20 protein-coding genes and 1 pseudogene are annotated in these 23,140 nt (G+C 76.3%); 11 read left to right on the plus strand and 10 right to left on the minus strand.

Annotated features, from left to right (window positions below):
• Position 1: 1 nt before the first annotated feature.
• Entirely contained in the window at positions 2-640 is a 639-nt protein-coding gene (locus ACH5AR_RS20210) for an ATP-dependent Clp protease proteolytic subunit (RefSeq protein ID WP_396302807.1), read from the minus strand.
• A 187-nt stretch (positions 641-827) separates the two neighbouring features.
• On the opposite strand from ACH5AR_RS20210, the gene ACH5AR_RS20215 reads away from it, so the two are divergent.
• Positions 828-1,469 (plus strand): hypothetical protein, encoded by a 642-nt coding sequence (locus ACH5AR_RS20215; protein ID WP_396302808.1) that lies wholly within the window; start codon positions 828-830, stop codon positions 1,467-1,469.
• A gap of 15 nt (positions 1,470-1,484) precedes the next feature.
• On the opposite strand, the gene ACH5AR_RS20220 is transcribed toward ACH5AR_RS20215, so the two are convergent.
• From ACH5AR_RS20220 to ACH5AR_RS20230, 3 genes are all read right to left on the minus strand, one after another.
• Positions 1,485-2,309 carry an arylamine N-acetyltransferase gene (locus ACH5AR_RS20220; RefSeq protein ID WP_396302809.1) on the minus strand — a complete coding sequence of 275 codons (825 nt, stop codon included), beginning with the start codon at positions 2,307-2,309 and terminating at the stop codon, positions 1,485-1,487.
• A gap of 103 nt (positions 2,310-2,412) precedes the next feature.
• Positions 2,413-3,456, minus strand: a complete 1,044-nt coding sequence (locus ACH5AR_RS20225; RefSeq protein ID WP_396302810.1) for a hypothetical protein — start codon at positions 3,454-3,456, stop codon at positions 2,413-2,415.
• The gene (locus tag ACH5AR_RS20230; RefSeq protein WP_396302811.1) at positions 3,453-4,925 is read right to left on the minus strand and encodes a phenylacetate--CoA ligase family protein; all 1,473 of its coding nucleotides are present in this window, start codon (positions 4,923-4,925) and stop codon (positions 3,453-3,455) included. The genes ACH5AR_RS20225 and ACH5AR_RS20230 overlap by 4 nt, the downstream gene beginning before the upstream one ends.
• Before the next feature lie 417 nt (positions 4,926-5,342).
• On the opposite strand from ACH5AR_RS20230, the gene ACH5AR_RS20235 reads away from it, so the two are divergent.
• Positions 5,343-5,990, plus strand: coding sequence for a hypothetical protein (locus ACH5AR_RS20235; RefSeq protein WP_396302812.1), 648 nt, complete (start codon positions 5,343-5,345; stop codon positions 5,988-5,990).
• A 133-nt stretch (positions 5,991-6,123) separates the two neighbouring features.
• Positions 6,124-6,555, plus strand: coding sequence for an SRPBCC family protein (locus ACH5AR_RS20240; protein ID WP_396302813.1), 432 nt, complete (start codon positions 6,124-6,126; stop codon positions 6,553-6,555).
• A gap of 78 nt (positions 6,556-6,633) precedes the next feature.
• Here the strand turns inward: ACH5AR_RS20240 and ACH5AR_RS20245 are convergent, their stop codons facing one another.
• A complete protein-coding gene (locus ACH5AR_RS20245; protein ID WP_396302814.1) occupies positions 6,634-8,187 on the minus strand; it encodes an alkaline phosphatase family protein in 1,554 nt (517 codons plus the stop codon).
• Positions 8,188-8,383: 196 nt separating this feature from the next.
• On the opposite strand from ACH5AR_RS20245, the gene ACH5AR_RS20250 reads away from it, so the two are divergent.
• Together ACH5AR_RS20250 and ACH5AR_RS20255 are read left to right on the plus strand one after the other, a co-directional pair.
• Complete coding sequence (locus tag ACH5AR_RS20250; RefSeq protein WP_396302815.1) at positions 8,384-9,166, plus strand: GntR family transcriptional regulator; 783 nt, start codon at positions 8,384-8,386, stop codon at positions 9,164-9,166.
• A 165-nt stretch (positions 9,167-9,331) separates the two neighbouring features.
• Complete coding sequence (locus tag ACH5AR_RS20255; protein ID WP_396302816.1) at positions 9,332-10,342, plus strand: helix-turn-helix domain-containing protein; 1,011 nt, start codon at positions 9,332-9,334, stop codon at positions 10,340-10,342.
• 214 nt (positions 10,343-10,556) lie between these two features.
• On the opposite strand, the gene ACH5AR_RS20260 is transcribed toward ACH5AR_RS20255, so the two are convergent.
• Positions 10,557-11,546, minus strand: a complete 990-nt coding sequence (locus ACH5AR_RS20260) for a DUF4232 domain-containing protein (RefSeq protein WP_396302817.1) — start codon at positions 11,544-11,546, stop codon at positions 10,557-10,559.
• 520 nt (positions 11,547-12,066) lie between these two features.
• Here ACH5AR_RS20260 and guaD point away from each other — a divergent pair.
• The 3 genes from guaD (at position 12,067) to ACH5AR_RS20275 (ending at position 14,871) form a co-directional block, all read left to right on the plus strand.
• The gene (gene guaD / locus ACH5AR_RS20265; protein WP_396302818.1) at positions 12,067-13,446 is read left to right on the plus strand and encodes a guanine deaminase; all 1,380 of its coding nucleotides are present in this window, start codon (positions 12,067-12,069) and stop codon (positions 13,444-13,446) included.
• A gap of 47 nt (positions 13,447-13,493) precedes the next feature.
• Positions 13,494-14,411 carry a hypothetical protein gene (locus tag ACH5AR_RS20270; RefSeq protein ID WP_396302819.1) on the plus strand — a complete coding sequence of 306 codons (918 nt, stop codon included), beginning with the start codon at positions 13,494-13,496 and terminating at the stop codon, positions 14,409-14,411.
• A 235-nt stretch (positions 14,412-14,646) separates the two neighbouring features.
• Positions 14,647-14,871: a hypothetical protein gene (locus ACH5AR_RS20275; protein WP_396302820.1), complete on the plus strand. Its 225-nt coding sequence runs from the start codon at positions 14,647-14,649 to the stop codon at positions 14,869-14,871.
• A gap of 58 nt (positions 14,872-14,929) precedes the next feature.
• Here the strand turns inward: ACH5AR_RS20275 and ACH5AR_RS20280 are convergent.
• The 4 genes and pseudogenes from ACH5AR_RS20280 to ACH5AR_RS20295 all read right to left on the minus strand — a co-directional run.
• A pseudogene (locus tag ACH5AR_RS20280) lies at positions 14,930-15,534 on the minus strand (alpha/beta fold hydrolase); the annotation flags it as partial.
• Between the two features lie 200 nt (positions 15,535-15,734).
• Complete coding sequence (locus ACH5AR_RS20285; protein ID WP_396302821.1) at positions 15,735-17,672, minus strand: glycerophosphodiester phosphodiesterase family protein; 1,938 nt, start codon at positions 17,670-17,672, stop codon at positions 15,735-15,737.
• A 236-nt stretch (positions 17,673-17,908) separates the two neighbouring features.
• Positions 17,909-19,006 (minus strand): chemotaxis protein, encoded by a 1,098-nt coding sequence (locus ACH5AR_RS20290; protein ID WP_396302822.1) that lies wholly within the window; start codon positions 19,004-19,006, stop codon positions 17,909-17,911.
• Between the two features lie 255 nt (positions 19,007-19,261).
• A complete protein-coding gene (locus ACH5AR_RS20295) occupies positions 19,262-19,852 on the minus strand; it encodes a lytic polysaccharide monooxygenase (protein WP_396302823.1) in 591 nt (196 codons plus the stop codon).
• A 338-nt stretch (positions 19,853-20,190) separates the two neighbouring features.
• Here ACH5AR_RS20295 and ACH5AR_RS20300 point away from each other — a divergent pair, with 338 nt between their 5' ends.
• The 3 genes from ACH5AR_RS20300 (at position 20,191) to ACH5AR_RS20310 (ending at position 22,989) form a co-directional block, all read left to right on the plus strand.
• Positions 20,191-20,658, plus strand: a complete 468-nt coding sequence (locus ACH5AR_RS20300; RefSeq protein WP_396302824.1) for a MarR family winged helix-turn-helix transcriptional regulator — start codon at positions 20,191-20,193, stop codon at positions 20,656-20,658.
• Positions 20,659-20,901: 243 nt separating this feature from the next.
• Entirely contained in the window at positions 20,902-22,104 is a 1,203-nt protein-coding gene (locus ACH5AR_RS20305; RefSeq protein WP_396302825.1) for an MFS transporter, read from the plus strand.
• 54 nt (positions 22,105-22,158) lie between these two features.
• A complete protein-coding gene (locus ACH5AR_RS20310; protein ID WP_396302826.1) occupies positions 22,159-22,989 on the plus strand; it encodes an aldo/keto reductase in 831 nt (276 codons plus the stop codon).
• Positions 22,990-23,140 lie beyond the last annotated feature (151 nt).

Genomic DNA, 23,140 nt, shown 5'->3' on the forward strand with positions numbered 1-23,140 from the left:
GTCACAGTCCGATCCGTCGACGGGAGGCGGCCGGGCGGATGTCGGCGACCGACTCCGCCACCCGGTCCACGATCCCGTACTGCCTGGCCTGCTCGGCGGTGAACCAGCGGTCCCGGTCGCCGTCGCGGGCGATGGTCTGCTCGCTCTGGCCGGTGTGCTCGGCGAGGATCCGCTCGATGGTCCGCTTGGTGAACTCGAGGTTCTCCGCCTGGATCTCGATGTCCGCGGCGGTGCCGCCGATGCCCGCCGAGGGCTGGTGCATCATGATCCGCGCGTTCGGCAGCGCGAACCGCTTGCCGGGCGCCCCGACGCTGAGCAGGAACTGGCCCATGCTCGCGGCGAAGCCCATCGCCAGCGTCGAGACGTCGTTCGGGACGAGCCGCATGGTGTCGTAGACGGCCAGGCCCGCGCTGACGGACCCGCCGGGGCTGTTGATGTACAGGCAGATGTCGGTGCGCGGGTCCTCGGCGGACAGCAGGAGCAGCTGCGCGCACACCCGGTTCGCCGACGCGTCGTCGACCTGGGTGCCGAGCAGGACGATCCGCTGGGCGAGCAGCTGCGCGGCGAGGTGGTCGTCGAAGCGGCTGGGCGGGGTGTCGCCCTGCGTCGCGAAGGGCGGGGGCGGGGTGGGCGGGGTCATCTGCTCTCCTCGTCGGGGCGGGGTGCCGTCGAGGTCCACTGTCGGCCCGGGCGGGCCGGGGCGGGCGCTTTCTCTGCCGGGCGCGAATTCGCTGCGGGCAGAGCGGGGAGCGGGGTGAACCCGCCTGGCGGGCGCGGGGGTTGGGGTGGCGGCCGGGGCGCCGGGGGCGGGTGCCACACTGGCGGGCGTGGCGGAACAGTACCTTTCGGCGTTCGCGGTCGACGGCGGCGCCCTGCTGGCGGTGGCGGGCTGCGGGGACGAGGGCCTCGTGCGGCGGGCGCTGGCGCGGATCGGGACGCCGGGGCGGCGGGAGGGGCCGCTGCGCGGGGGTGACGCGGCGGCGGTGGAGTCGGCGCTGCGCGAGCTCGTCGCCGGGCGTGCGGACGCCTTGCGGCCCCGGCGCTACACGCGGCTGCTGGAGCTGTTGGCGCCGCTCGCGGGCGAGGAGTTGGGGGCGGCGGTGCTGCCGGGGCGCGGCTGGGACGGCCTGGACGGGCCGCTGCGGGCCTGGGGGCTGCCGGCGCTGGCCGGCCCGTGGCGGCGCGGCTGGCCGTTCCCCTGGCCCGCGGCGGCCCGCCCGCCGTGGCCGCGGCCCTTCCCGGTGCTCGTCGAACACGGTGAACTGGCCCGGGTGGGCGAGGAGTTGCTGCTCTTCGACGGCGACCGGGCGCAGGCCGGGCCGGGGGCGCGGCGGCCCGGGCCGGACGGCTGGGACGAGGACGGCCTGGAGGAGGCCCTGCGGCTGCTGGAGGACCTCCTGCCGCCGTGGGTGGACGGCGCCCTCGCCCGCGGCGGGGACCTGCTCCTGCTGGGCGGCGGCGGCGCCTGACGGCCGCCGCCGTGCTCAGCCGGGCAGGACCGGCAGTGCCGGGAGGCGGTCCAGCTCGATCCCGAAGCGGGTGCGGTAGGCGGCGAGGGCCTCGTCGTCGTCGGCCAGCAGGCGCTCGGTGCGCCCGCCGTCCGGGGCGGTGGTGATCAGGCGCCGGCCGCTGATGGTCACCCGGCCGCCGTCGGCGGTGGGCAGCGAGCAGGTCGTCGAGCGGGTGAAGTGGGAGTCCGGCGAGGTGGCCTGCCACCAGCAGGTCGGGGCGAAGTCGGCGAGCTCGTGGGGGCGCGGGTCCAGACGGTACTGCGGGGTGCCGTCCAGCAGGACGTCCAGGTCGCCGTGGGCGCCGGTCGGCACGAGGGTGAACACGCCTTCGGCGTCGGCCTGTTCGCCGCGTTCGTCCAGGCGCAGCGGGTGGCGGCTGAAGCGGCCGAAGCCGACGTCGACCAGCCAGGGTTCGTCGAGGTCGACGCGCAGGGCGAGGTGGTCGAACGGCGGGCCGGGCCGGTCGCCGTCGAAGACGCGGGCGGCGAGCAGGGTGACCGGGTAGCCGAGGGAGGCGAGCAGGGCGGCGAAGGCGCCGTTGAGTTCGTAGCAGAAGCCGCCGCGGCGGCGGGTGACGACCTTGGCCAGCAGGGCGTCGGTGTCCAGGGCGATGCGTTCGCCGAGGTGGACGGCCAGGTTCTCGAACGGGACGGTGCGCAGGTGGGCCTGTTGGAGGCGGGCGAGGGCCTGCGGGCAGGGGGCGCCGGGGTCGGGCAGGGCGATGCGGTGGAGGTAGGCGGTGCGCTGGGCGGCGGTGAGGGCGGCGGGCGGCTGCTCGAGGTGGTGCGCGTGGTCCATCCGGCCATTCCACCCGGGTGCGGCGTGCGGGGCCATCGGTCTTCGGTCCTACGTCCTGCGGGGGCTCCTCGCCGGCTGCGCCGTGGTCCGGCCGGGCGGCGGGTCAGACCAGGCGGGCGGTGGTGGGGGTGTCGGCGCCGTGGCGGCGGGCGTCGCGGCGGGCCCGGCCGGGGGTGGGGCCGGTGCCGAGGACGCGGCCGTCGGCGAGGGCGAGCCAGCTGCCCGGGGGCGTGCCGTCGGGGACGGGGGCGGCGAGGGCGGCGTCGGGTTCGCCGGGGGCGGGGGCCGACAGGGGCAGCGGGTGGCCCGCGCGCCACTGGGCGGTGGTGCGCTCGCCGCCGGTGCGGCGCCGCCAGTACAGGTGCTGGGCGACGATGAGCGGGCCCAGCGCGGTGAGCAGCGGGAAGCCGGTGGTGAGCCAGCCGGCGGCGAAGCAGGCGCTGACGGCGCTGGTGGTGAGCACGCCGGTGAGGGCGGCGGTGGCGGCGGCGGTGCGGCCGTGGGCCTTGGCGGCGACGAGCGGGTACAGGACGAGCAGGAGGAGGTCGCCGAGGCCGACGGCGACGGGGGCGGGGCCGCCGGTGAGGGCGAGCACGGGGGCGAAGGGGCGGTCCTGGACCTGGGCGAAGAAGCGGGCGGTGGTGTCGGTGAGGGTGGTGGCGGCCAGGTCGTAGCCGGTGAGGACGGCGGCCAGGGCGGCGGTGTGGGTGGAGCGCATGCCGCTCTGGGCCCAGAGGTTGGCGACGCCGACGACGGCGGCGGCGATCACCAGGTCGCTGCCGGCGCGGGCGGCGCCGGGGTGGCCGGTGAGGGCGGCGAGCGCGGTGGCGGCGGTGGCGGTGAGGGCGGCGGCCCAGGACCAGGGGGCGGGGCGCAGCCGGGTGGCGGCGAGCAGCGGGGCGAGGGTGAACTGGAGGGCCAGGCAGGCGACGAGGCCGAAGAGGGCGCAGACGGCGGCGCCGGGCAGGGCGGTGTAGAGCAGCGGGGCGAGGACGACGCCGGCGCTCAGCACGGCGGTGTCGCCGGCGGTGTGGACGCCGACCGGGGGGCGGGGCATCTGGACGCGGGCGAGGTAGCGGGCGGCCAGGGCGATCTCGGCGGCGACGGCGGCGCTCAGGGCGGCCAGGGCGGCGGGGCTGACGGTCATGCGGTGCCTTTGCGGCCGGGGGTGTCGGGGGTGTCGAAGGTGTGCTCGCGCAGGTCGGCGCGCAGGGGTGCGGTGGGGGGCATGGCGGCGCGGTCGTCGTACAGCACGATGTCGGCCAGGCGCAGGCCGGCGGTGCGGGCGCGGTCCTCCAGGCGGGTGCGCAGGGCGGTGGCGGGCAGGCGGTCGACGAGCAGGTGCAGGCGGGCGGGCGCGTCGGGGCCGTCGGGCCCTTCGGTGAGGGCGTGGCGGGCGGGCAGCGGGACCTCGGGTTCGGCTTCGACGAGGTCGAGGACGTCGCGGGTGGTGACGGTGCGGCTGAGCGGGCCGTTCCAGCGGCCGAGGATCTCGGAGGTGGCGGGCAGGTGGGCGAGTTCGCAGGTGGGCGGTTCGGCGGGCAGGCGCACGAGGTCGCCGGTGGCGTAGCGCAGCAGCAGGGTGCAGTCGCGGTAGGGGACGTACGGGGTGTGGACGACGGTGCCGGTGGCGCCGGGGGCGGTGGGTTGCCAGGTGAGCGGGTCGAGGACTTCGAGGTGTCCGAACTCGGTGGTGTGGTGGAGGTGGCCCTGGGTGCAGGGGGTGGCGCCGGAGGGCAGGATCTCGGTCATCAGGTAGGCGGAGGTGGCGGGGGCGCCGAAGGCCTCCTCGGCGCGCCGGCGCAGCGGCGCGGAGAGCACCTCGCCGCCGACGCTGATGGCGCGCAGGCCGAAGTCGGCGCTGGTCCACCGGTGGCGTTCGGCTTCCTGGACGAGGGCGGCCAGGTAGGAGGCGGAGGTGGTCAGGTGGGTGATCTGGGGGTCCTTGCCGGGCAGGCCGAGGGGGGCGGCGAGGCGGTCCAGGGCCGCGGCGGGGGCGACGGTGCCGAACTGGACGAAGCCGGCGCCGGCGCGGGTGGCGGACTCCTCGGCGTTGACCAGGGGCAGGGTGGCGCGGGAGCAGCCGGCGTAGGCGACGGTGTGGCGGGGGCGCAGGCCGAGGCCGAGGACGGCGGAGACGGTGCTGAGGGCGACGGCGCACTCGAGTTCGGCGCGGGAGAACCAGACGGCGGTGGGGGTGCCGCTGGTGCCGGTGGTGAGGGCCAGCAGGGCGGGGCGGGAGGCGTCGGAGACGAAGGCGGCGGGCAGGGCGCGCAGGGCCTGTTTGGGGGTGACCGGCAGGCGGGACCAGTCCTCGGGCTCCAAGTGGGCCGGGTCGAGGGCGAGTTCGGCGAACTGGCGGCGGTAGTGGGCGGTGTGCCGGGCGGCGGCGCGGGCGGTGGCGCGCAGGCTGCGCCGGGCCACTTCCCGGCGGACCTGCGGGTCGACGTGGCCGGTGCGGCCGGGCAGCAGGGCGGAGTCCTCGCCGGGTTCACCGAACTCGGCGATGGTGGCGACGAGGTCGCGGGCGAGGCGTTCGAGGTCGGCGGGGCGGATCCGCCGGTTGGTCAGGACGGCGGCGCCGTAGCGCAGTTGGCTCAGCGCGGTGGCGAACAAGCGGTCTCCCGGGGCCGGGGTCGGACGGTGGGCCGCCGGCCCCGGCCGGGGCCGGTCGCTGCTCCGGCCGGGGCGGTCGGGTCAGACCATGTGGAGGAACATCGCGGCGGTGAGGGTGCTGAAGGCGTACTTGAGGTAGTGCTTGACCATGATCGGTTCTCCCTCGTACGGGCGGCCGGCCGCCCTGGCCGGGCGCAGCGGCGGGTGCCCGGGGCCGGGTTCCGGCCTGCGGGCAACGGAAGTATAGGGACGGCCGGGTCGTGCGCAACAGGCTATGTGCACGGCCAACCTTCCGTTTGTGCAGGGGAGTTCGGGGTTGTGGGTGTGCGGCGGGGGTGTTCTGGGCACGATCTGGCAAATCCGTGCCGGGTGTCGGCGCCGTGACGGCGCGGCACCCGCCCTCCCCGAGGAGTCCCCTTGGCGAACACCTTCCTGCGGCGGCTGTCCTTACCCGCCGCGCTCGCCGTCCTGACCGTGGCGGCTTCGGCGTTCGGCGCGGGCACCGCCCACGCGGCCGAGCCGGGCGGCCCGTGCGACCCCCGCGTTCCCCAGGGCGCGCTGTACGAGGTCTCGACCGCCGTCGTCGACCCGGTGCTCACCCACTGGAAGGGCCTCACCATCGCGCCGGGCACCACCGGCTCCGTCGAGACCACGGTGTCCGAGGTCCAGAGCGTGAGCACGACCTTCAACGCCTCGACCGAGATCAGCGCGGCGGCGGGCGCGCTCTTCGCGAAGGTCTCCGTCAAGGTCGGGTTCTCCGTCCAGACCGGCAGGTCCACCACCAGCACCTGGTCGCAGAAGATCACCTACAACTTCTCCCGCCCGGGCGACTACGCCGTGTTCAAGGGCACCCACCGCGTCCAGGGCAAGGCCGACGAGTACGCCTGCGTCTTCGACGGGCCCCTCGGGGGCGACATGAGCAAGGGGCACTGGGCCTACGTCTTCGGCTCCCACCCCGCCTACACGACCTTCGACGCCGAGATCGAGGGCACCGTCTCCTGCGACACCCCGGTCTCCCCCGGCACCGTCCAGGAGCTCGCCCGCAACAAGCTCGTCTGCCGCTGAGTGCCGTTCCCGCCCGGGGCGGGCCCGGGGCGGGAGCGGGTCGGGGGCATGCCCTGCGCGATCGCGGGCAGGCGCGGTGGCAGGAACAGCCGTCTTGGCAGCGGCTGGTGACGGGACGTCGGGAGGAGTGGCGATGCACCGGATCGAGGAGTCCGTCGAGGTGGCGGCACCGCTCGGCACGGTCTACGCGGGCTGGGTCGCGTGCGAGGAGTTCCCGCGGTTCATGCGGGGGGTGGTCAGTGTGGACCGCTCGGACGCCGGCACCCGGTGGGTGCTGCGGACCCCGGCCGGGCCGCGGGAGTTCGAGGCCGTGACCACGGAGCTGGTGGAGGACGAGCGGGTGGCGTGGGACAGCGGCCCCGGGCCGACGCGGCACCGGGGGGTGGTCACCTTCCACCCCGTGGACGGGCAGAGGACCCGGGTGATGCTCCAGCTGGAGGTCGAGCCGCACGGGCTGTGGGAGCACCTCGCCGAGGCGCTCGGCTTCGTCGACCGTCGGGTGATCGACGACCTGGAGGACTTCCGGCGCCATGTCGAGCGGACCGCCCCGCAGGCGGGGGTGTGAGGACGGGGCCCGGGGCCGCGCGGGCGGGAACGGACGGGGCGGCGCCGGCCGCCCGTTCCCGCCCGCGCGGCGTACGGGTCAGGTGGTGGTGAAGGCGACCTGGTCGACGGTCCAGAAGGCGCTGTTGGTGCCGGTGTAGCGGAACCGGAAGCGGGCGGTGGCGGCGCCGGCGGGGACGGTGACGGGCAGGTTCTCGACGGTGTTGAGGTCGCTGCGGTAGGACTTCACCGGTTGCGGGGCGCCGTTGTCGAAGACGACGTAGACGTCGCCGGTCTGCGGGCCGTCGACCTTGTAGTCCGTGGCGAAGGAGAGCACGCCGCGGCCGGCGCCGCCCACCGGGTAGGCGGGGCTGACCAGGGTGGAGTCGAACTGGCCGGCGCCGTGCGCCTTGTCGTCCCACTCGTCGGAGTCGGCGACGGCGAAGACGTTGCGGGCGCGCACGTTGGTCTCGCGGGACTGGCCGGGCTGGGCGGCCGTCCAGAACTCGTCGGTGGCGAAGGTCCAGCCGCGCCACTCGGTGACGCCGCCGCTGGGCATGCGGGAGTTGTCGATGCTCCAGCCGGCCGGCGGGGTGTGGGTCCAGCCCTTGACGGTGGCGGGGATGCCGCTCTCGTCGGCGCGGGCCTGGAGGGCGGGGCGCAGCGCGTCGAAGGCGTCGGGGGCGATCTCGTCGATCGGGCGGCCGTCGAGCTTCCAGGCCGGGTCGACGGCGACGCCCTCGTGCTTGAGGACGGTGGGGGCGAGGTCGACGGGCTTGACGTCGTAGCGGTGCGCGCCGGGGGTGTAGCCGGTGCCGTCGGCGATCAGGAAGGTCTGGCGCTCGTCGGCGCTGTTGCCGCCGTGGCCGCCGGCGTCGGTGTGGCCGTGGTCGGTGGTGACGACGACCAGCCAGTCCTCGGCGGCGTACGTGGGGCGGGAGCTGACGGCCTGGAGGACCTGGCCGACGAGGGTGTCGGCGGAGTGGAGGGCGGCCGCGTACTCGGGGCTGGCGCCGCCGTGGCCGTGGCCGGCCTCGTCGACCTGGTCGAAGTGCAGGAAGGTGGCGTCGGGGTTGCCGTGGGCGAGGTAGTCGGCGGCGTCGGCGGCGGCCTTGGCGTCGTTCTCGCCCTCCTGGAGGCGCAGGTCGGCGCGGCCGTTGAAGACGTTGGCGGCGATGGGGTTCCAGGAGCCGACCACCAGGGTGGAGGTGGCGGGGTCGGCGTTCTCCAGGCGGGTGGCGAAGTCGGGGAACAGGTCGAAGCGGGAGCCGGTGAAGCTGTTGTCCTTGACCTGGTGCTTGTCGGGCCAGGCGCCGGTGGCGAGGGTGGACCAGCCGGGGCCGGAGAGGGTGGGGGCCAGCGGGTTGGCGTAGAGGTTGCCGGTGGCGGTCATGCCGCCGTTCATCAGGGCCTTGAGGTGGGGGGCGTCGGCGGTGAGCAGCTTGTCGTAGCGGGTGCCGTCGATGCCGATGACCAGGGTCTTGGCCTGCCTGGTGCCGTTCGGCAGGCCCTGGTAGGGGGCGGCGGCCGTGGCGGAAGGGTCGGCCGTGGCGGCCGTGGCGGCGGTGGCGGACGGCGGGGTCAGCGCGGCGACGGTGGCGGCGAGCACGGCGGCGGCGAGGGCGGCGGTGCGGGCGGGGCGGGAGGTGCGCAACGGGGTTCTCCCAACTGGTCGTCAGTGCGGTGCGGTCGCACCGCGAGTGAGGATGGGTCGGGCGGGCGAGGGCGGCCCCTCGCCGAGTCCACGGCTGTATGAACAACCGCCGAAATTCAGTCCAGACCCGTTACCGGACCGTGACCACCGGTCGGGGACGCCCGGGCGGGCCGGCGGCGCTCGGTAGGCTGGCGCGGTGAGCCACCCCATCCCCCGGGCCGTCCCCGAGCCCGCCCGCGCCGGCGTCCCCGAGCACGGCCGGGTGCCCAAGTACTACCTGGTCAAGGCCCGCCTGGAGGAGCTGATCGCCGGGCTGGGGCCGGGCGGGCGGCTGCCCACCGAGGCCGACCTGGCGCAGCGCCACGGCGTGGCCCGGGCCACCGTGCGCCAGGCGCTGCGCGAGCTGCTGCTGGAGGGGCGCCTGCGCCGGCAGGGCCGGGGCACGGTGGTGGCCGGGCCGAAGATCGAGCAGCCGCTGTCGCTGAGCAGCTACACCGAGGGCGTCTCGCGCCAGGGCCTGCGCCCCGGGCGGACCCTGATCGGCCTGGACCGGCTGCCCGCCGACGCGGCGATGGCCCGGCTGCTGGACGTCCCCGGGGGCGAGCCGCTGTGGCACCTGGAGCGGGTGCTGTGCGCGGACGAGGAGCGCGTCGGGCTGGAGTCGACGTACGTGCCGGTCTCCCGGGTGCCCGCGCTGGACCGGGACTTCGACCCCGAGGGGTCCTTCTACGGCTACCTGCGCGAGCAGGGGGTGCGCCTGGGGGCGGCGGACGAGCGGATCGAGACGGTGCTGGCCACCCCGCGCGAGGCGCTGCTGGTCGGCACCCCGCCGGCGCTGCCGATGCTGCTGCTGCACCGCCGCAGCCTGGACGCCGCCGGGCGCCCGCTGGAGCAGGTGCGCACCCTGTACCGCGGCGACCGGTTCAGCTTCACCCTCGCCCTGGGCGCCCCGCCGGGCGCGCCGGCCCCAGGGGACTGACGCCGGGCCCGGCGGCCGGTGCCCCGGGCCCCGGGCCGGGGGCACCGGACGCGACCTTGTAGGTTGCGGTGTCACCGACCGCGAGGCGCCGGTGACGCCGGGTGGGCAGGAGGAGCCCGCCCGGGCGGTGGGGGACGGACCCCGGAGAGGAAGGGCGAGGGCGAGGTGGCCACGAGCACGGAGAGCGTGTTCCGCAGCGAGGGCGTGCCCGACAGGGACCGGTTCGAGTGCTGGCGGGAGCTGGTCGGCCGCACCCGGGACAGCGAGGTGACCAGCGTCCACCGCGACGACTTCCGGGCGGAGATGCGGCGCCTGGAGCTCGGCCCGGTGACCCTGCTGCGGACCTCCTTCCCGCCCACCCGCTTCCGGCGCACCGAGCGCCGGGTGCGCCGCTCGGACCGGGGCGTCTTCCACCTGACCCTGCTGCTCGACGGCGGCTTCGCCCTGACCCGCGACACCGGGCCCACCGAGACCTTCGGGCCGGGCAACCTCCACATGCTCGACAGCTCCCACCCCTTCGACCTGCGGGCCCTCGGCTCCCGCGCCCAGGCCCCCGCCCAGCGCCGGATCGAGGCCGTCGGCGTCGACTTCCCCACCGCCCTGCTGCCGCTGCCCGCCCACCGGGTGCACCGGCTGCTGGGCCGCGGCTTCTCCTCCCGGGAGGGCACCTGCGCGCTGCTCTCGGAGTTCCTCGTCGGCCTGGACCGCCAGGCCGCCGTGCTGGGCCCGGCCGAGACCCCGCGCCTGGGCGCCGTGGTGGTCGACCTGGTGGCCGCCTGGCTCGCCCGGGAGCTGGACGCCGAGGCCGCCGTGCCCGACGACACCCGCCAGCGGGCCCTGGTGGAGAACGTCCGCGCCTTCGTCGGACGCCACCTGCACGACCCCGGGCTGACCCCCGCCGTCATCGCGGCCGCCCACCACATCTCGGTCAGCTACCTGCACCGCCTGTTCACCCGGCACTCCGGCGGCGAGACCGTCGCCGCCTACGTGCGCCGCCGCCGGCTGGAGCGGGCCCGCCGCGACCTGGCCGACCCCGCGCTGCGCGAGCTGCCCGTGCACGCCGTCGCCGCCCGCTGCGGGCTGCCGCGCGCCGCCGAGTTCAGCCGCGCCTTCAAGGGCGCGTACGGGCTCTCGCCCCGCGAGCACCGGCGCCAGGCCCTGGCCCTGGCCGGGTAGGCCCGGGCCGGGCGGGCACCCCGTGCGGAACCCGCGGGCGGGAAGGCCGGATCCGTGCACCCAGTGCCAAGGAGTGTCCACCCGGTGCCAACACCGCGGGGGCGCCCCCTGGCATCCTCCTGGAGGGACACCGCGCAGCGGAACATCGGCTTCCGCTCCCCGCGCCGGCGGCCCGGCACGCCACGGGGGAGCGTGCCGGGCCGCCGGTCCCGCCTCACGGCGCCGGAGTCGGCGCGCCCCGCACGTCCTCCCTGACCCAGGCACCGGCGCCCAGGCGCCCGGTGGTACCGAGGTCGAGCTCCGGGACGACCGTCACGGGCGCCGCGTCGGGGGTGGCGCGCACCCGCACGTACGGGGCGTTCTGCGGGGTGCCGGCCTCGGTGGTGTTGCGCCACACCAGGGTGGCGCGGGCGCCCTCGCCCGGGCGCAGGGCGAACGTGCGCGGCGGGTCGTCGGCGCCGGTGCCGGCGGCGATCTGGGCGCCGCCGCGCAGGACGCGCACCCCGTCGAGCGGCCGGTGGTCGACGTCGAGCGGCTGCACCTGCGGGTAGCCGTCGAGGGTGACGGCGGCGGTGCCGCAGTTGCGCAGGTGCAGGCCGACCGCGCGCAGGCCCATCGCGGCGCTGCCCTCGTCGGCGTACAGCCGCAGGCCGGAGGCCGGGCAGGGGCCGTCGGCGTTCGGCGCCTCGGCGGTGGGCACGCTGCGGACCTTCAGCAGCCCGGGCTTCGGCGGGCCCGCCGCGGGCGCCGGGCCCGCCGGGGAGAGGCCGGGCGCGAGCAGGTCGACCCGCCCCTTCTCGGTGGCGCCGGGCGCCAGCGCGGTGACGGTCCGGGTGAGGCGCCCTCCCCCGCCCCCCGGGCCGCCGGGCACCGCCGCTCCCCCGTCCGGGCCGGGGCCATCGAACAGCACGGTGACGTCGTACGGCTCGCTGTTCGGGTTGGTCACCTCGTACTCGAAGCAGGTGCGCCCGACGGCGGTGATCCGCACCCCGCCCTGGGCCAGCCTCGCCGGCTGCGGCACGCCGGGCGCGCTCGGCGGCGGGGGGCCGCACGGCGCGGGGCTGCCGGAGGCGCCGCCCGGGCCGCCGGGGGCCGCGGTCGTCGCGGCGCCGCAGCCCGCGAGCAGCAGGGCGGCGGCGGTGGCGGCGAGCAGCGGGGATTGACGGGCTGTCAGCGGGAGGCGGGGCGGGGAGGACGGGCGCATCGGACGAGTCGATCACGGTCCGCGCCGCACCGCCGTGAGCTGCGCCACTTCGTGGGCAACAGGCCTGCCACGGTCCGCGCGGCGGGCGGTACTTCCGGAGCCGCGACGAGGAGTGAGGCCCGAGGGCCGCGGGGGGGGGCGGGGCGCCCCCCCCCCCCCCCCCCCCCCCCCCCCCCCCGGGGCCCCGCGGGGGGGGGGGCCCCGGGGGCGGGGGGGGGGGCGGGCCCCCCCCGCGCCCCCGCCCGCCCCGCCCCTGCCGGGGTCCACTGCTGGGGTTTCGCCCCGGTGCAGTGGTCCGGCTTCGGCCGTCGGCGGGCCGCCGATACCAGTCGCACCGAGGACCACCCGACCGGTGGAGCCCGGCGCGCAGCGCCCCTCGGCTCCCGCGAGACTGGGAGCGCAGTTGCCTCGTCGCCCATCGGTCCGTACACGTCCGGCCCGTCCTCCGCGTGCGGAGCGCCAGGAGTCCGCCGGCCCCGACGGCCCCCGCGACCGCCTCGACCCCCCTTGGGAGAGCCCCATGCGACCTTCTGCTTCCCCGGCCGCGGACGTGACGGCCGTCCGGGGCGGCCTCGTCTGGTTCCGCGACGACCCGTTCGTGGTCCCCGACGAGGAGGCGCTCGTCCACATCGAGGACGGGCTGCTGGTCTGCGCGGGCGGGAGGATCGTCGCGGCCGGCCCCTACGCCGACCTCGTGCGCGACCTCCCGGAGGACGTGGAAGTCGTCCGCTACCGCGACAAGCTGATCCTGCCCGGGCTCGTCAGCTGCCACGTCCATTACGTGCAGACCCGGATCATCGCCGCCTACGGGAAACAGCTGCTGGATTGGCTGGAACACCATGTCTATCCGGAGGAGCGGCGTTTTTCCGATCCGGATTACGCCCGTGATGTCGCCGCCCTGTTCTGCGACGAGCTGCTGCGCAACGGCACCACGACGGCCATGGTCAACTGCGCCACCTACCCGCAGTCGGTCGACGCGCTGTTCGCGGAGAGCGTCGGGCGCGGGATGCGGCTCGCGGCCGGCAAGGTGCTGATGGACCGCGAGGCCCCGCCCGAACTGCTCGACGCCTCCCCCGAGGAGGCCTACGAGCAGAGCGCGGAACTGATCGAACGGTGGCACGGCGTGGGCCGCAGCATCTACGCCGTCACCCCGCGGTTCGCGGTCGCCTGCACGCCGGAGATGCTGCGGACGGCCGCGAGGCTCTGGCGGGACCACCCCGGCACGCTCCTCCAGGCCCACCTCGCGGAGAACAGGGACGAGGTGAAGAAGGTCCGCCGGCTGTTCCCGGCGTGCGAGGACTACGTCGACGTCTACGAGCAGCACGGCCTGCTCGGCCCCGGCGCGGTCTTCGCGCACGCCGTGCACCTGTCCAAGCGCGAGTGGAAGCGCCTGCACCGCACCGGCAGCGGCGTGGCGCACTGCCCGACGTCGAACCTCTTCCTGGGCTCCGGCCTGTTCCGCATGCGCCGCGCGACCAGTCCGCGCCGGCGCACGCTGGTCGGGCTCGGCTCCGACGTCGGGGGCGGCACCAGCCTGTCCCTGCTCCAGACCGCGAGCGAGGCCTACAAGGTCGGCGCCCTGCGCAGGTTCCCGATGAGCGGGGTCAAGCTGTTCTACCTGGCGACCACCGGCTCGGCGGAGGCGATGGGCCTGGACGACCTCGTCGGCTCGCTGGAGCCGGGGCACGAGGCGGACTTCGTGGTCCTCGACCCCGAGGCCACCGAGCTGCTGGCCGCGCGCACCTCCAACAGCGGGACGGTCCACGACCTGCTGTTCGCCCTCGCGCTGATGGGGGACGACCGCACCGTGCGGGCCACCTACCTCAACGGCCGGCTCGCCCACGACCGGGACGCGCCGGCGGCCCGGACGGGCACCTGCTGGCACGAACGGCGCAGGTGAGCGGGAGATGGACGCCACGAACAGGGATCGGCGGAGGTGAGCGGGAGATGGACGCCACGAACAAGGAACTGCGGTGGGTCGCCTACGACACCGACTGGTCGAAGGACCTCGAAGTCCCCTCCGCCTTCTCGCCCTTCGCGCCCGCCGTCGAGGCGTACAAGGGCCTGCTGTACTGCCTCCACCAGGACACGGTGGGCAATCCCGAGCTGTGGTGGGACATCCGCGACAAGGAGACCGAGCAGTGGCGCGGCGACGAGGCCGTCGTCGACGTCCACGGGAGCCGCCTGCCCTCCTACGGCGCGCCCGCGGTGACGCACGCCAACGACTTCCTGTACTGCGTGCACCACCGCACCCGGGACGACGCCCGCCTGTGGTGGACCCGCTACAACACCGAGGGCTCCGAGGCGGGTTGGGCCCCGCAGCAGCCGGTGAAGGACCACCGGGGCGCCGAGGTCCGCTCGACGAACCCGCCCGCCGTCACCGTCTACGACGGCCTGGTCTACTGCCTGCACGACACCGACGGCAGCCTGCGCTGGATCACCTACGACACCGACGCGGAGGCCTGGAGCATCGACCAGCCCGTCCCCGGCGGCATCCAGACGGCGCGCTCCCCCGCCGTCGACCGCTTCAAGGACCACCTGTACTGCGTGCACGACCGCGGCGGGGACGACCTGTACTGGCTCACCTACGACAGCAGGACCCGGGAGTGGAGCGCCGACCAGCCGATGGTGGACCAGGGCGGCAGCCCCGTGCGCACCCGGTACGCCCCCGCCGTCGCCCGGTACAACGACTACCTGTACTGCGTCTACTGCGTGGGCGAGGAGACCGGCGGCCAGCTGTGGTGGACCCGGTACGACGTCGGCGAGGGCTGGAGCGTGCCCAGGCGCATCCCCTACGTCATCTCCTCCCCCGGGGTCGACATCACGGCCTACCAGGGCCCCCTCTACTGCGTGCACCGGGGGTGAGCGGGGGATGGCGAGGAGAGCGGCAACCGGGAACTGCGGTGGGTCGTCCACGACGGCGGCTGGTCGCCGGACCAGCGGACCCCGTACGCCTACGCCTCCTTCGCGCCTGCCTGCACCAGGGCTGAGCCGGGCGGGCCGAGCACCGCGGCCCCGGCGGCCGGTGTGGCAGGATCGGCGGGCCCGACACCCTGCACCCGCCGCCCCGGGCCGGCGGGCCGGACCGGAGGACCACGACGTGCCGACACCACCCGAGCCCTGCGGCTTCGACCTGGCGCGGCGCGGCTACGACCGCCCCGAGGTCGACGGCTACCTCGCCGCCCTGTCCCAGGCCGGGCCGCCGCCGCCCGTACCGGCGTTCCGGATCCGGTGGCGCGGCTACGACCGCGACCAGGTCGACGCCCGCATCGCCGACCTCCTGCGCGCCCGCGGCGCCGGCGCGCAGCCCCGGCGGCAGGGCTGACGGAGCGGGGAGTCGGCCGGGCCGGCTTCCCGCGCACCGGGCCCGGGCTGCCGTCACGTCAGAGGCGGCCGGCGTCCAGGACGGCCCGGACGAAGGCCTCCGGGGCCTCCTGGGGCACGTTGTGGCCGGCCTCCGGCAGGGTGCAGTGCAGGTACGGCCCGGTGAAGCGGTCGCGGTAGCCCGAGCCGCCGCCGGGGGCGGTGGAGGGGTCGCGGCCGGGATCGAGGGTGACGGTGGGCACGGCGCTCCGGCTGGTCGTAGCGGCGCTCGCCGTCGGCCGGGCCCAGGCGCCGGCGGTAGTCGCGGACGACGATCGCCGCGTAGTCGGGGTTGTCGAAGGCGGCGGCGGGTGCGCTCGAAGACGGCGTCGTCGAAGGCCGAGACCGGCGAGACCTGCCGCCACACCAGGCGGCACAGCTCGCGGCGCCTGTCCCGGTCCTCCGTGGCGCGCCGGCCGCGCTCGGTGGCGAAGGAGAACCGGTACCGCCAGGTGTGCTCGGCGGCGGGCGCCAGCGGTTCCTTCTGCATCTCGACGTCGGTGACCAGGTAGCCGCCGACCGAGACCAGCGCCTTGACCCGCTCGGGCCGCAGCGCGGCGATGGTGTCGGCGGTGCGCGAGCCCCCGTCGAAGCCGGCCGGCACCGCCCTCCTGATGCCCAGCGCGTGGGTCACGGGCGACCTCCGGGGGTGAGGGTCGTCGGCGCGGGGCGGGCTCCGGGAAACCGGCCGGGCCGGGGCGGGAACCATGCGTGGCGCTCCCCGGATGCCGTGCGAACCCTGGGTACGGCCCGGTGGCCGCGAGGCCCGGGCGCGCCGCGGCCCCGCCGCCGCCCGGGGCGGGCGGGGCGGGGCCGGGCGGGGCGTCAGCCGCGCGGGGCGGCGTCCAGGGCGCGGGCCTCGGCGGCGATCAGGGCGGCCCGCTCGGCGGGCACGGTGCGCCCGGCCTGGTTCTCGGCCCAGGCGGCGAGCGGCCGGTACTGGCCCTGGCCGAGCATGACGGTCAGGGTGGCGACGGCGTTGCGGTCGGCGCCGGAGGTGAGCACCAGGGCGGCCAGGCCGGTGGGGGTGGCGGCGAGGGTGAACTCGGCGGTGGTCTCGGCGCGGCCGCCGGGGCCGGTGGCCTCGGCGCGCAGGGTGTGCCGGCCGAGCGGGAGGGCGGCGGTGTCCAGGGCGGTGCCGGGCGCCAGCTCCTTGCCGTCCAGGGTGAGGCGGACGGTGTCGGCGCCGGTGGACTGGACGGCGGTGACCGGCTGCTGGGCGCGGTCCAGGGTGGCGCCGGGGGCCGGGGAGGTGATGGCGACGGTGGGCGCGGCGGGCTGGACGGGGGCGGTGCCCTGGGCCCAGGCGGCGTTCCAGCCGGCGAGCTCCGCCGGGCGGTTGGTGATGACCCCGTCGACGCCGGCGGCCTCCAGGGCCTTCCAGCGGGCGGCCGAGTCGACCGTCCAGACGTTGACCGCGACGCCGGCGGCGTGCAGGTCCTTCACCGCGGCCGGGCGGGCGGCGAGGGCGCCGTCGGAGGGGTTGTAGGCGGACAGGCCGAGGTCCTTGGCGACGGCGACCGGGTCGGCGTCGAGGTCGCCGCGCAGCAGGCCGAGCGGCAGTTCGGGGGCCAGTTCGCGGGTGTACCGCAGGGCGTCGACCTCGAAGCTCTGGACGAGGACCCGGCCGGTCATCCTGTGGTCGCGCACCTCCCGGACGATCCGGGCGACCTCGTCGCGGCTGTGCCTGCCCTTGATCTCCAGCAGCAGGTTGCCGCCGCGGGTGCGCAGGTCCTCCAGCTGGGCGGCGAGGGTCGGCACGCGGGTGCCGGCGTAGGCGGGGCCGAACCAGGAGCCGGCGTCCAGGGCGTCGAGCTGGGCGGCGGTCAGGTCGCGGATGCGGCCCTTGCCGTCGGTGGTGCGGTCGACGGTGTCGTCGTGCAGGACGTAGGGGACGCCGTCCCTGCTGGGCTGGACGTCGTTCTCGATCCACTCGGCGCCGCCGCGGCGGGCGACCTCGTCGGAGACCAGGGTGTTCTCGGGGGCGGCGGAGGAGGCGCCGCGGTGGGCGAAGACGGTCAGCGGGGAGCCGGCCGGGCGCAGCAGGCCGCCGGGGGCAAGGGCGGTGACCTTGAGGTCGTCGAAGGAGACCTTGGCGCCGTTGACGACCAGGGCCTGGCCGCCGTCGGCGCTGCGGGCGGCCTGGGTGGTGCGCATGACCTCCTTGCCGTCGAAGATCCAGCGGGCGGTGGTGCCGTGGACCTCGGCGGCGATGCGCACGTCGCGGCCGGTGCCGGCGGCGGTGGGGGCCGCGGCGGTGTCGGTGACGTTCCAGGTGTTGGCGGGGGTGCGCTGGGCGAATTCGAGGCCGTTGGCGGCGGTGGTGCCGGTGCGCATGGTGGCGATCGACCAGGGGGTGGCGCCGTCGGCGGGGACGTCCAGGCCCAGGGCGGTCCAGCGGGCGTTGTCCTGGACGGTCTCGAAGCGGGCGGTGGCCTCGATGCGGAAGTCGTTCAGGTGGCGGCCGAAGGTGATGCGGCTCTGCTGGCCGGAGTTGGCGGAGGTGCCGACCAGGCGGCCGCCCTCCACCTTCCAGTCGCCCTCGACGGCGGTGAAGCCGGCGGGCAGGGCGGGGGCGGAGAAGTGCTCGTCGAGGACGACCTCGCCGGGGGCGGGGGCGGCGCCCGCCGCGGCGGGGGCGGCTTCGGCGGAGGCGGCGCCGGGGGCGTCCAGGGCGACGGCGGTGAGGCCGAGCGAGGCGGCGAGGGCGGCGGCGAGCAGGCCGGGGCGGCGGGCGGCGCGGGGGCGGTGACTCTGTGTCATGTGCGGCAGGTTAGGGAGGGTGGCCGAACCGGACGCCAAGGCTCCGGGAACCGTTCGTGACCATTGGGCGTGCGGCGCGCGAAGGTGGCGGATTCCTTGCGCCGTTCGGCCGGTTCGTTTCCGTACGGGTGCGGCGGGCGGGTGCGGCGCGGCGGGTGGGTACGGGTGCGGCGGGGCGGGCGGTCGCCCTGTGCGACGGCCCGGCCCCCCCGGGGGGGGCCGGGCCCGACGGCGGGTCAGTAGCGCAGGACGGCGGCGATCCGGCCGGCGTCGGCGAGGGTGTCGTCGGGGACGAAGCCGACCTGGCCGCCGGTGTCCAGGGTGCGTTCGATCACCTCGTCGACGATGTCCTCGCGGGCCCCTTCCCGGTCGGCCTCGGCGGGCACCAGGTGCCCGCCGTCGTCGCGCACGGTGGCGCGGAAGTTCTCCTCGACCACCAGGCGGGCGATCCGGCCCTCCTTGACGTTCTGCCAGGCCTCGTCCAGGCCGGCCGCGAACTGCTGGGCGCCGCGGGCCTTGTCGAGCTGGGCGAGGCTCTCGGCGACGTCCCGCTCGGCCCGGGCGCGCACGGCGGGCTCGACGACCTTGCGGACGGTCTCGGCGTCGGCCTGGGCCAGGCCGCCGTGCGGGAGCTGCGCGGCGGCCTCCTTGGCGATCGGGCCGACGGCGTCCAGCAGGGCGAGCGCGGCGGCCTCGCCGACCACGTACAGCGGGCGGGGGGCGGCGGCCAGCAGCTTGCCGACCAGGGTGTCGGCCTGGCGCAGGAAGGTCTTGGTGCCCTCGTCGCGGAAGGTGCTGGGCGTGTCGCCGATCTGCTCCTGGCGCTCGGGGTCGGGGTTGTCGAAGACGCGCACCAGCGGGAAGCCGTGGTCCCGGTCCTCGGCGACCTTCTCCTCGGTGCCGCCCCAGAGCACCACCTTGTCGGCGGCGACCGCGAGCACCCAGTGGGGGCGCTCGGCGGCGTGCGAGGCGACCAGGTTGCGGGTCAGGTAGGTGTCGGACAGGACCACCCGGGCGGGGGCGGTGCGCCCGAGTGACCAGACCTGGTGCTCGCCGGGTGCGGCGAACAGCGCCAGGCCGTCCTCGGCGTGCACCAGGTCGACCTCCGCCAGGGCCCGGTCGAGCTGCTCCAGCACGTCGATCCGGTCGGCGCGGGAGACCTTCGGGTCGGCCTGGACGCGCTCCCTGGCCTCGGCCAGCAGGTTGCGCAGCCGCACCGGGTCCTGGGCGTTGTCCGGTTCGCGGCGGTGCGTGGGCATCAGGATCGACACCGCCGGGTAGGGCCGCGGCCGGCGCAGCTCGGCGAGGACGGCGGGGCTGAGGTCGGGGCGCATGGTGACCCTCTTTCGTGGACGCGCGGAGCCTGGGCACTGCTGCCAAATGTCGCCAATGTACCTATTCACGGCTTTGGCGGCGCGCGCGAGCACGGGTCGGGCGGGCGTCGGGGCGAGGCGTCGGGGCGAGGGGCCGGGCGGGCCGGGGCGGGGTCCGCGGTGCGGGCGGCGGCCCGCCGGCGCCGCCCGGGGTCGGGCGGGCGCCGGCGGGGCGCGGCGGTCGGGGCGGCCCCGGCGCCGGGGCCGCGCGGGCGGTCAGAACTGGACGTCGGTGCAGGAGTAGAAGGCGTTGCCGGTGTCGGCGATCTCCCAGACGGCGACGATCACCTGGTGGCCGGTGCGGCCGGTGGGCAGGGTCGCGGTGTGGGTGGTGGTGGCGGCGGGCTGGCGGCCGTTGTAGGGGACGGTCAGGAACGGGGTGAGGTCCAGGGCGGCGCGGGTGACGGGCTGGCTCGCGTCGTAGCCGGGCTTGGTCAGGTAGTACTTGAAGTTCGTGGTGGAGTGCCGGGCCTCGATCTCCCAGGTGAAGGTGAGCTGCTGGCCCGCCGTCACCCTGGTGGTCGGCCAGGCGCCGCCCCGGGGGTTGTCCAGCGGGGCCCAGCGGCCGTCCCCGCCGGCGCAGATGGTGCCGTCCGCGGGGCCGCGGGACGGGAAGCCCTTGGGGCCCTCGACGCTCTGCGGCTCCCACTGGATGTCGCCGCAGTCCCACGGGACGGCGTTGGCGCCGCAGAGCGCGGAGCGGCTCGGCGGCAGGTTGATGAAGCCGTGCGACTGGGCCGGCAGGGCCGCCGCGATCGGCAGGGTGATCGCGGCCGCGGCGGCGGCGATCAGGTGGCGCTTGCGCATGGTGCTCCTCCGTGGGGGTGGATGGAGTGTGCGCCCGGCGCGGGGCGTGCGCGTGCGCGTGGGGGTGCGCACGGCGGCCTGCCCGAGACGTGGCATGACCGCGCCAGACCGGTTGCCCGACACCGTAGGATCTGCCTTCCCCGCCCGTCAATGGTCTGAACCATTTGTGGCCACAGTGGTCTGAACCACTTTCGGCCTCCGGAGGCGGGCGGGCGCGCGGGGCGCGGCGGAATGCGCGCACGGGTGAAATGGTTGCACAGGCCCGATACAGGCGTCGGCCGGTATTTCGGCCCATGGCATACCCTGGAGCCGGCCGCACCCGGAAGGAGGCCGGACCCATGACCGCCACGGACCCCGCGCTCACCGCCCTCGCCAACGGCTGGGGCGCCCTGTCCCTCCTGCACGGCAGGATCGAGTCGCACATCGAGCGCGCCCTGCAGGCCGCGCACGGGCTGAGCGTGCGGGAGTACTCCCTGCTCGACGTGCTCAGCCGCCAGCACGACGGGGAGGGCGGCCACCTCCAGATGAAGCAGGTCGCCGACGCGGTCATGCTCAGCCAGAGCGCCACCACCCGCCTGGTCACCCGGATGGAGGACCGCGGACTGCTGGCGCGCTACCTGTGCCCCACCGACCGCCGCGGCATCTACACCGATGTGAGCGAGGACGGCCTGGAGCTCCTGGCGGCGGCCCGGCCGACCAACGACGCCGCCCTGCGCGAGGCGCTCGACGAGGCCGCCCGCACCCCGCGGCTGGCCCCGCTGGTGCGCGCGGTCGAGGCCGTGGACGCCGCCGCCCCCGCCCGCTGATCCCGGCCGGCCCCGCACCGCACCCCCCCGGGCCCGGCCCGTCCGAACCGCACCCGCGGCCGGACGGGCCGGGCCCGGCGGCGTTCCACACCCGCTCCGCGCCCACGGCCGCACCCGGCACCCGTTGCGCGTGCAATCCAACGCGCATGCGCTCTACCTTCGCTTGCACTTATCGCGCGCCTGCAACTATTGTTCAAGCACGTAAGGCGCTAGTTCAAGCAAGAACAGAAGGGTTCGGGCCTCATGCCCCTCGCTCTCATAGCCCTGGCCATCGGCGCGTTCGGGATCGGGACCACCGAGTTCGTGATCATGGGCCTGCTGCCCCGGATCGCCGACGACTACGGCGTCTCCATCCCCGACGCGGGCCTGCTGGTCACCGGCTACGCCCTCGGCGTGGTCGCCGGCGCCCCGCTGATGACCGCCCTCGGCACCAGGATCAGCCGCAAGACCATGCTCATGCTGCTGATGGGCCTGTTCACGGCGGGCAACCTGCTCTCCGCGGCCGCCCCGTCCTTCCCCGTGATGCTGGCCGGGCGGATCGTGACCTCGCTCGCCCACGGCGCCTTCTTCGGCATCGGCTCCGTCGTCGCCGCCGACCTCGTCGCCCCGCAGAAGAAGGCCGGCGCCATCGCCACCATGTTCACCGGGCTGACCGTCGCCAACATCGTCGGCGTGCCGCTGGGCACCTTCGTCGGCCAGGCCGCCGGCTGGCGCGCCACCTTCGCCGGCGTCGCCGCGCTCGGCGTGGTCGGCCTGCTCGGCATCGCCCGGCTCGTGCCCGCCGTGCCCCGCCCCGAGGGCGCCCGCCTGCGCCGCGAGCTCACCGCGTTCCGCAACCCCCAGGTCCTGCTGGCGATGGCGATGACCGTGCTCGGCTTCGGCGGGGTCTTCGCCGCGATCACCTACATCGCCCCGATGATGACCGACGTCGCCGGCTACGCCGACGGCTCCGTCACCTGGCTGCTGGTGCTGTTCGGCGTCGGCATGTTCCTCGGCAACCTGCTGGGCGGGCGCTACGCCGACCGCAGGCTGATGCCGATGCTCTACACCACCCTCGGCGGCCTCGCCGTGGTGCTGGCGCTGTTCACCCTCACCGCCCACGACAAGGTCCTCGCCGCCGTCACCGTCCTGCTGGTCGGGGCCCTCGGCTTCGCCACCGTCCCCCCGCTGCAGAAGCGGGTGCTGGACCAGGCCCACGGCGCCCCCACCCTGGCCTCCGCCGTCAACATCGGCGCCTTCAACCTCGGCAACGCGCTGGCCGCCTGGCTCGGCGGAGCGGTGATCGCCGCCGGCCTCGGCTACACCGCCCCCAACTGGGTCGGCGCCGCCCTCGCCGCGGCCGCCCTGCTGCTGGCCCTGTGGTCCGCCGCCCTGGAGCGCCGCGACCGCGCCCGCGAGGCGCCCGCCCCGGACACCGCCCCGCGCCCCGCCGCCCTGCACCGCTGACCGACCGTCCGTCCACGACCCGCCCCCTGCCCGCCAGACCCGAAGGAACCCCGCATGACCACCCCCGGCGTCCCCACCGTGAAGCTGAACAACGGCGTCGAGATCCCCCAGCTCGGCCTCGGCGTCTACCAGGTCCCCGACGAGCGGACCCCCGCCGTCGTCGCCTCCGCCCTGGAGGCCGGCTACCGCAGCATCGACACCGCCGCCGCCTACGGCAACGAGGCCGGCGTCGGCCGCGCCCTGGCCGCCGCCGGCCTGGCCCGCCGGGAGCTGTTCGTCACCACCAAGCTGTGGAACGCCGACCAGGGCTACGACGCCACCCTGCGCGCCTTCGACGCCAGCCTCGCCCGGCTCGGCCTGGACCACCTCGACCTCTACCTGATCCACTGGCCCGCCCCGGAGCGCGACCTCTACCTCGACTCCTGGCGCGCCGTCGAGCGCCTCGTCGGGGAGGGCCGCGTCCGCGCCGCCGGGGTGTCCAACTTCCAGCCCGCCCACCTGCGGCGCCTGCTGGACAACAGCCCGCTGGTGCCCGCCGTCAACCAGGTCGAGCTGCACCCCGGCCTCCAGCAGGCCGAACTGCGTGCCTTCCACGCCCGGCACGGCATCGCCACCCAGGCGTGGAGCCCGCTCGCCCAGGGCGCCGTCCTGGACGACCCGGCGATCACCGCCGTCGCGCAGCGCACCGGCCGCTCCCCCGCCCAGGTCGTCCTGCGCTGGCACCTCCAGCTCGGCACCGTCGCCATCCCCAAGTCCGTCACCCCGGCGCGCATCCGGCAGAACCTCGACGTCCTCGACTTCGAGCTCACCGAGCAGGACATGGCCGCGATCGCCGCCACCGACCGCGGCCTGCGCACCGGCCCGCACCCGGACCTGTTCAACTGACCCGCCCCTCCCCCGCGGTGGGGCAGCCGGTGAGGGGGCCCGCCCGGTGCGCCGGAGCCGTCCGCGGCACGCGCGGACCCCGTCGAGCCGACGGGCGCCGGGCTGCCACGCGGCGGCGTGGGCGGGCCGGCACCGCCCACGGCCCGCGGTG

The sequence above is a fragment of the Kitasatospora sp. NPDC018619 genome (genome assembly GCF_044391605.1).
GTDB lineage: Bacteria > Actinomycetota > Actinomycetes > Streptomycetales > Streptomycetaceae > Kitasatospora.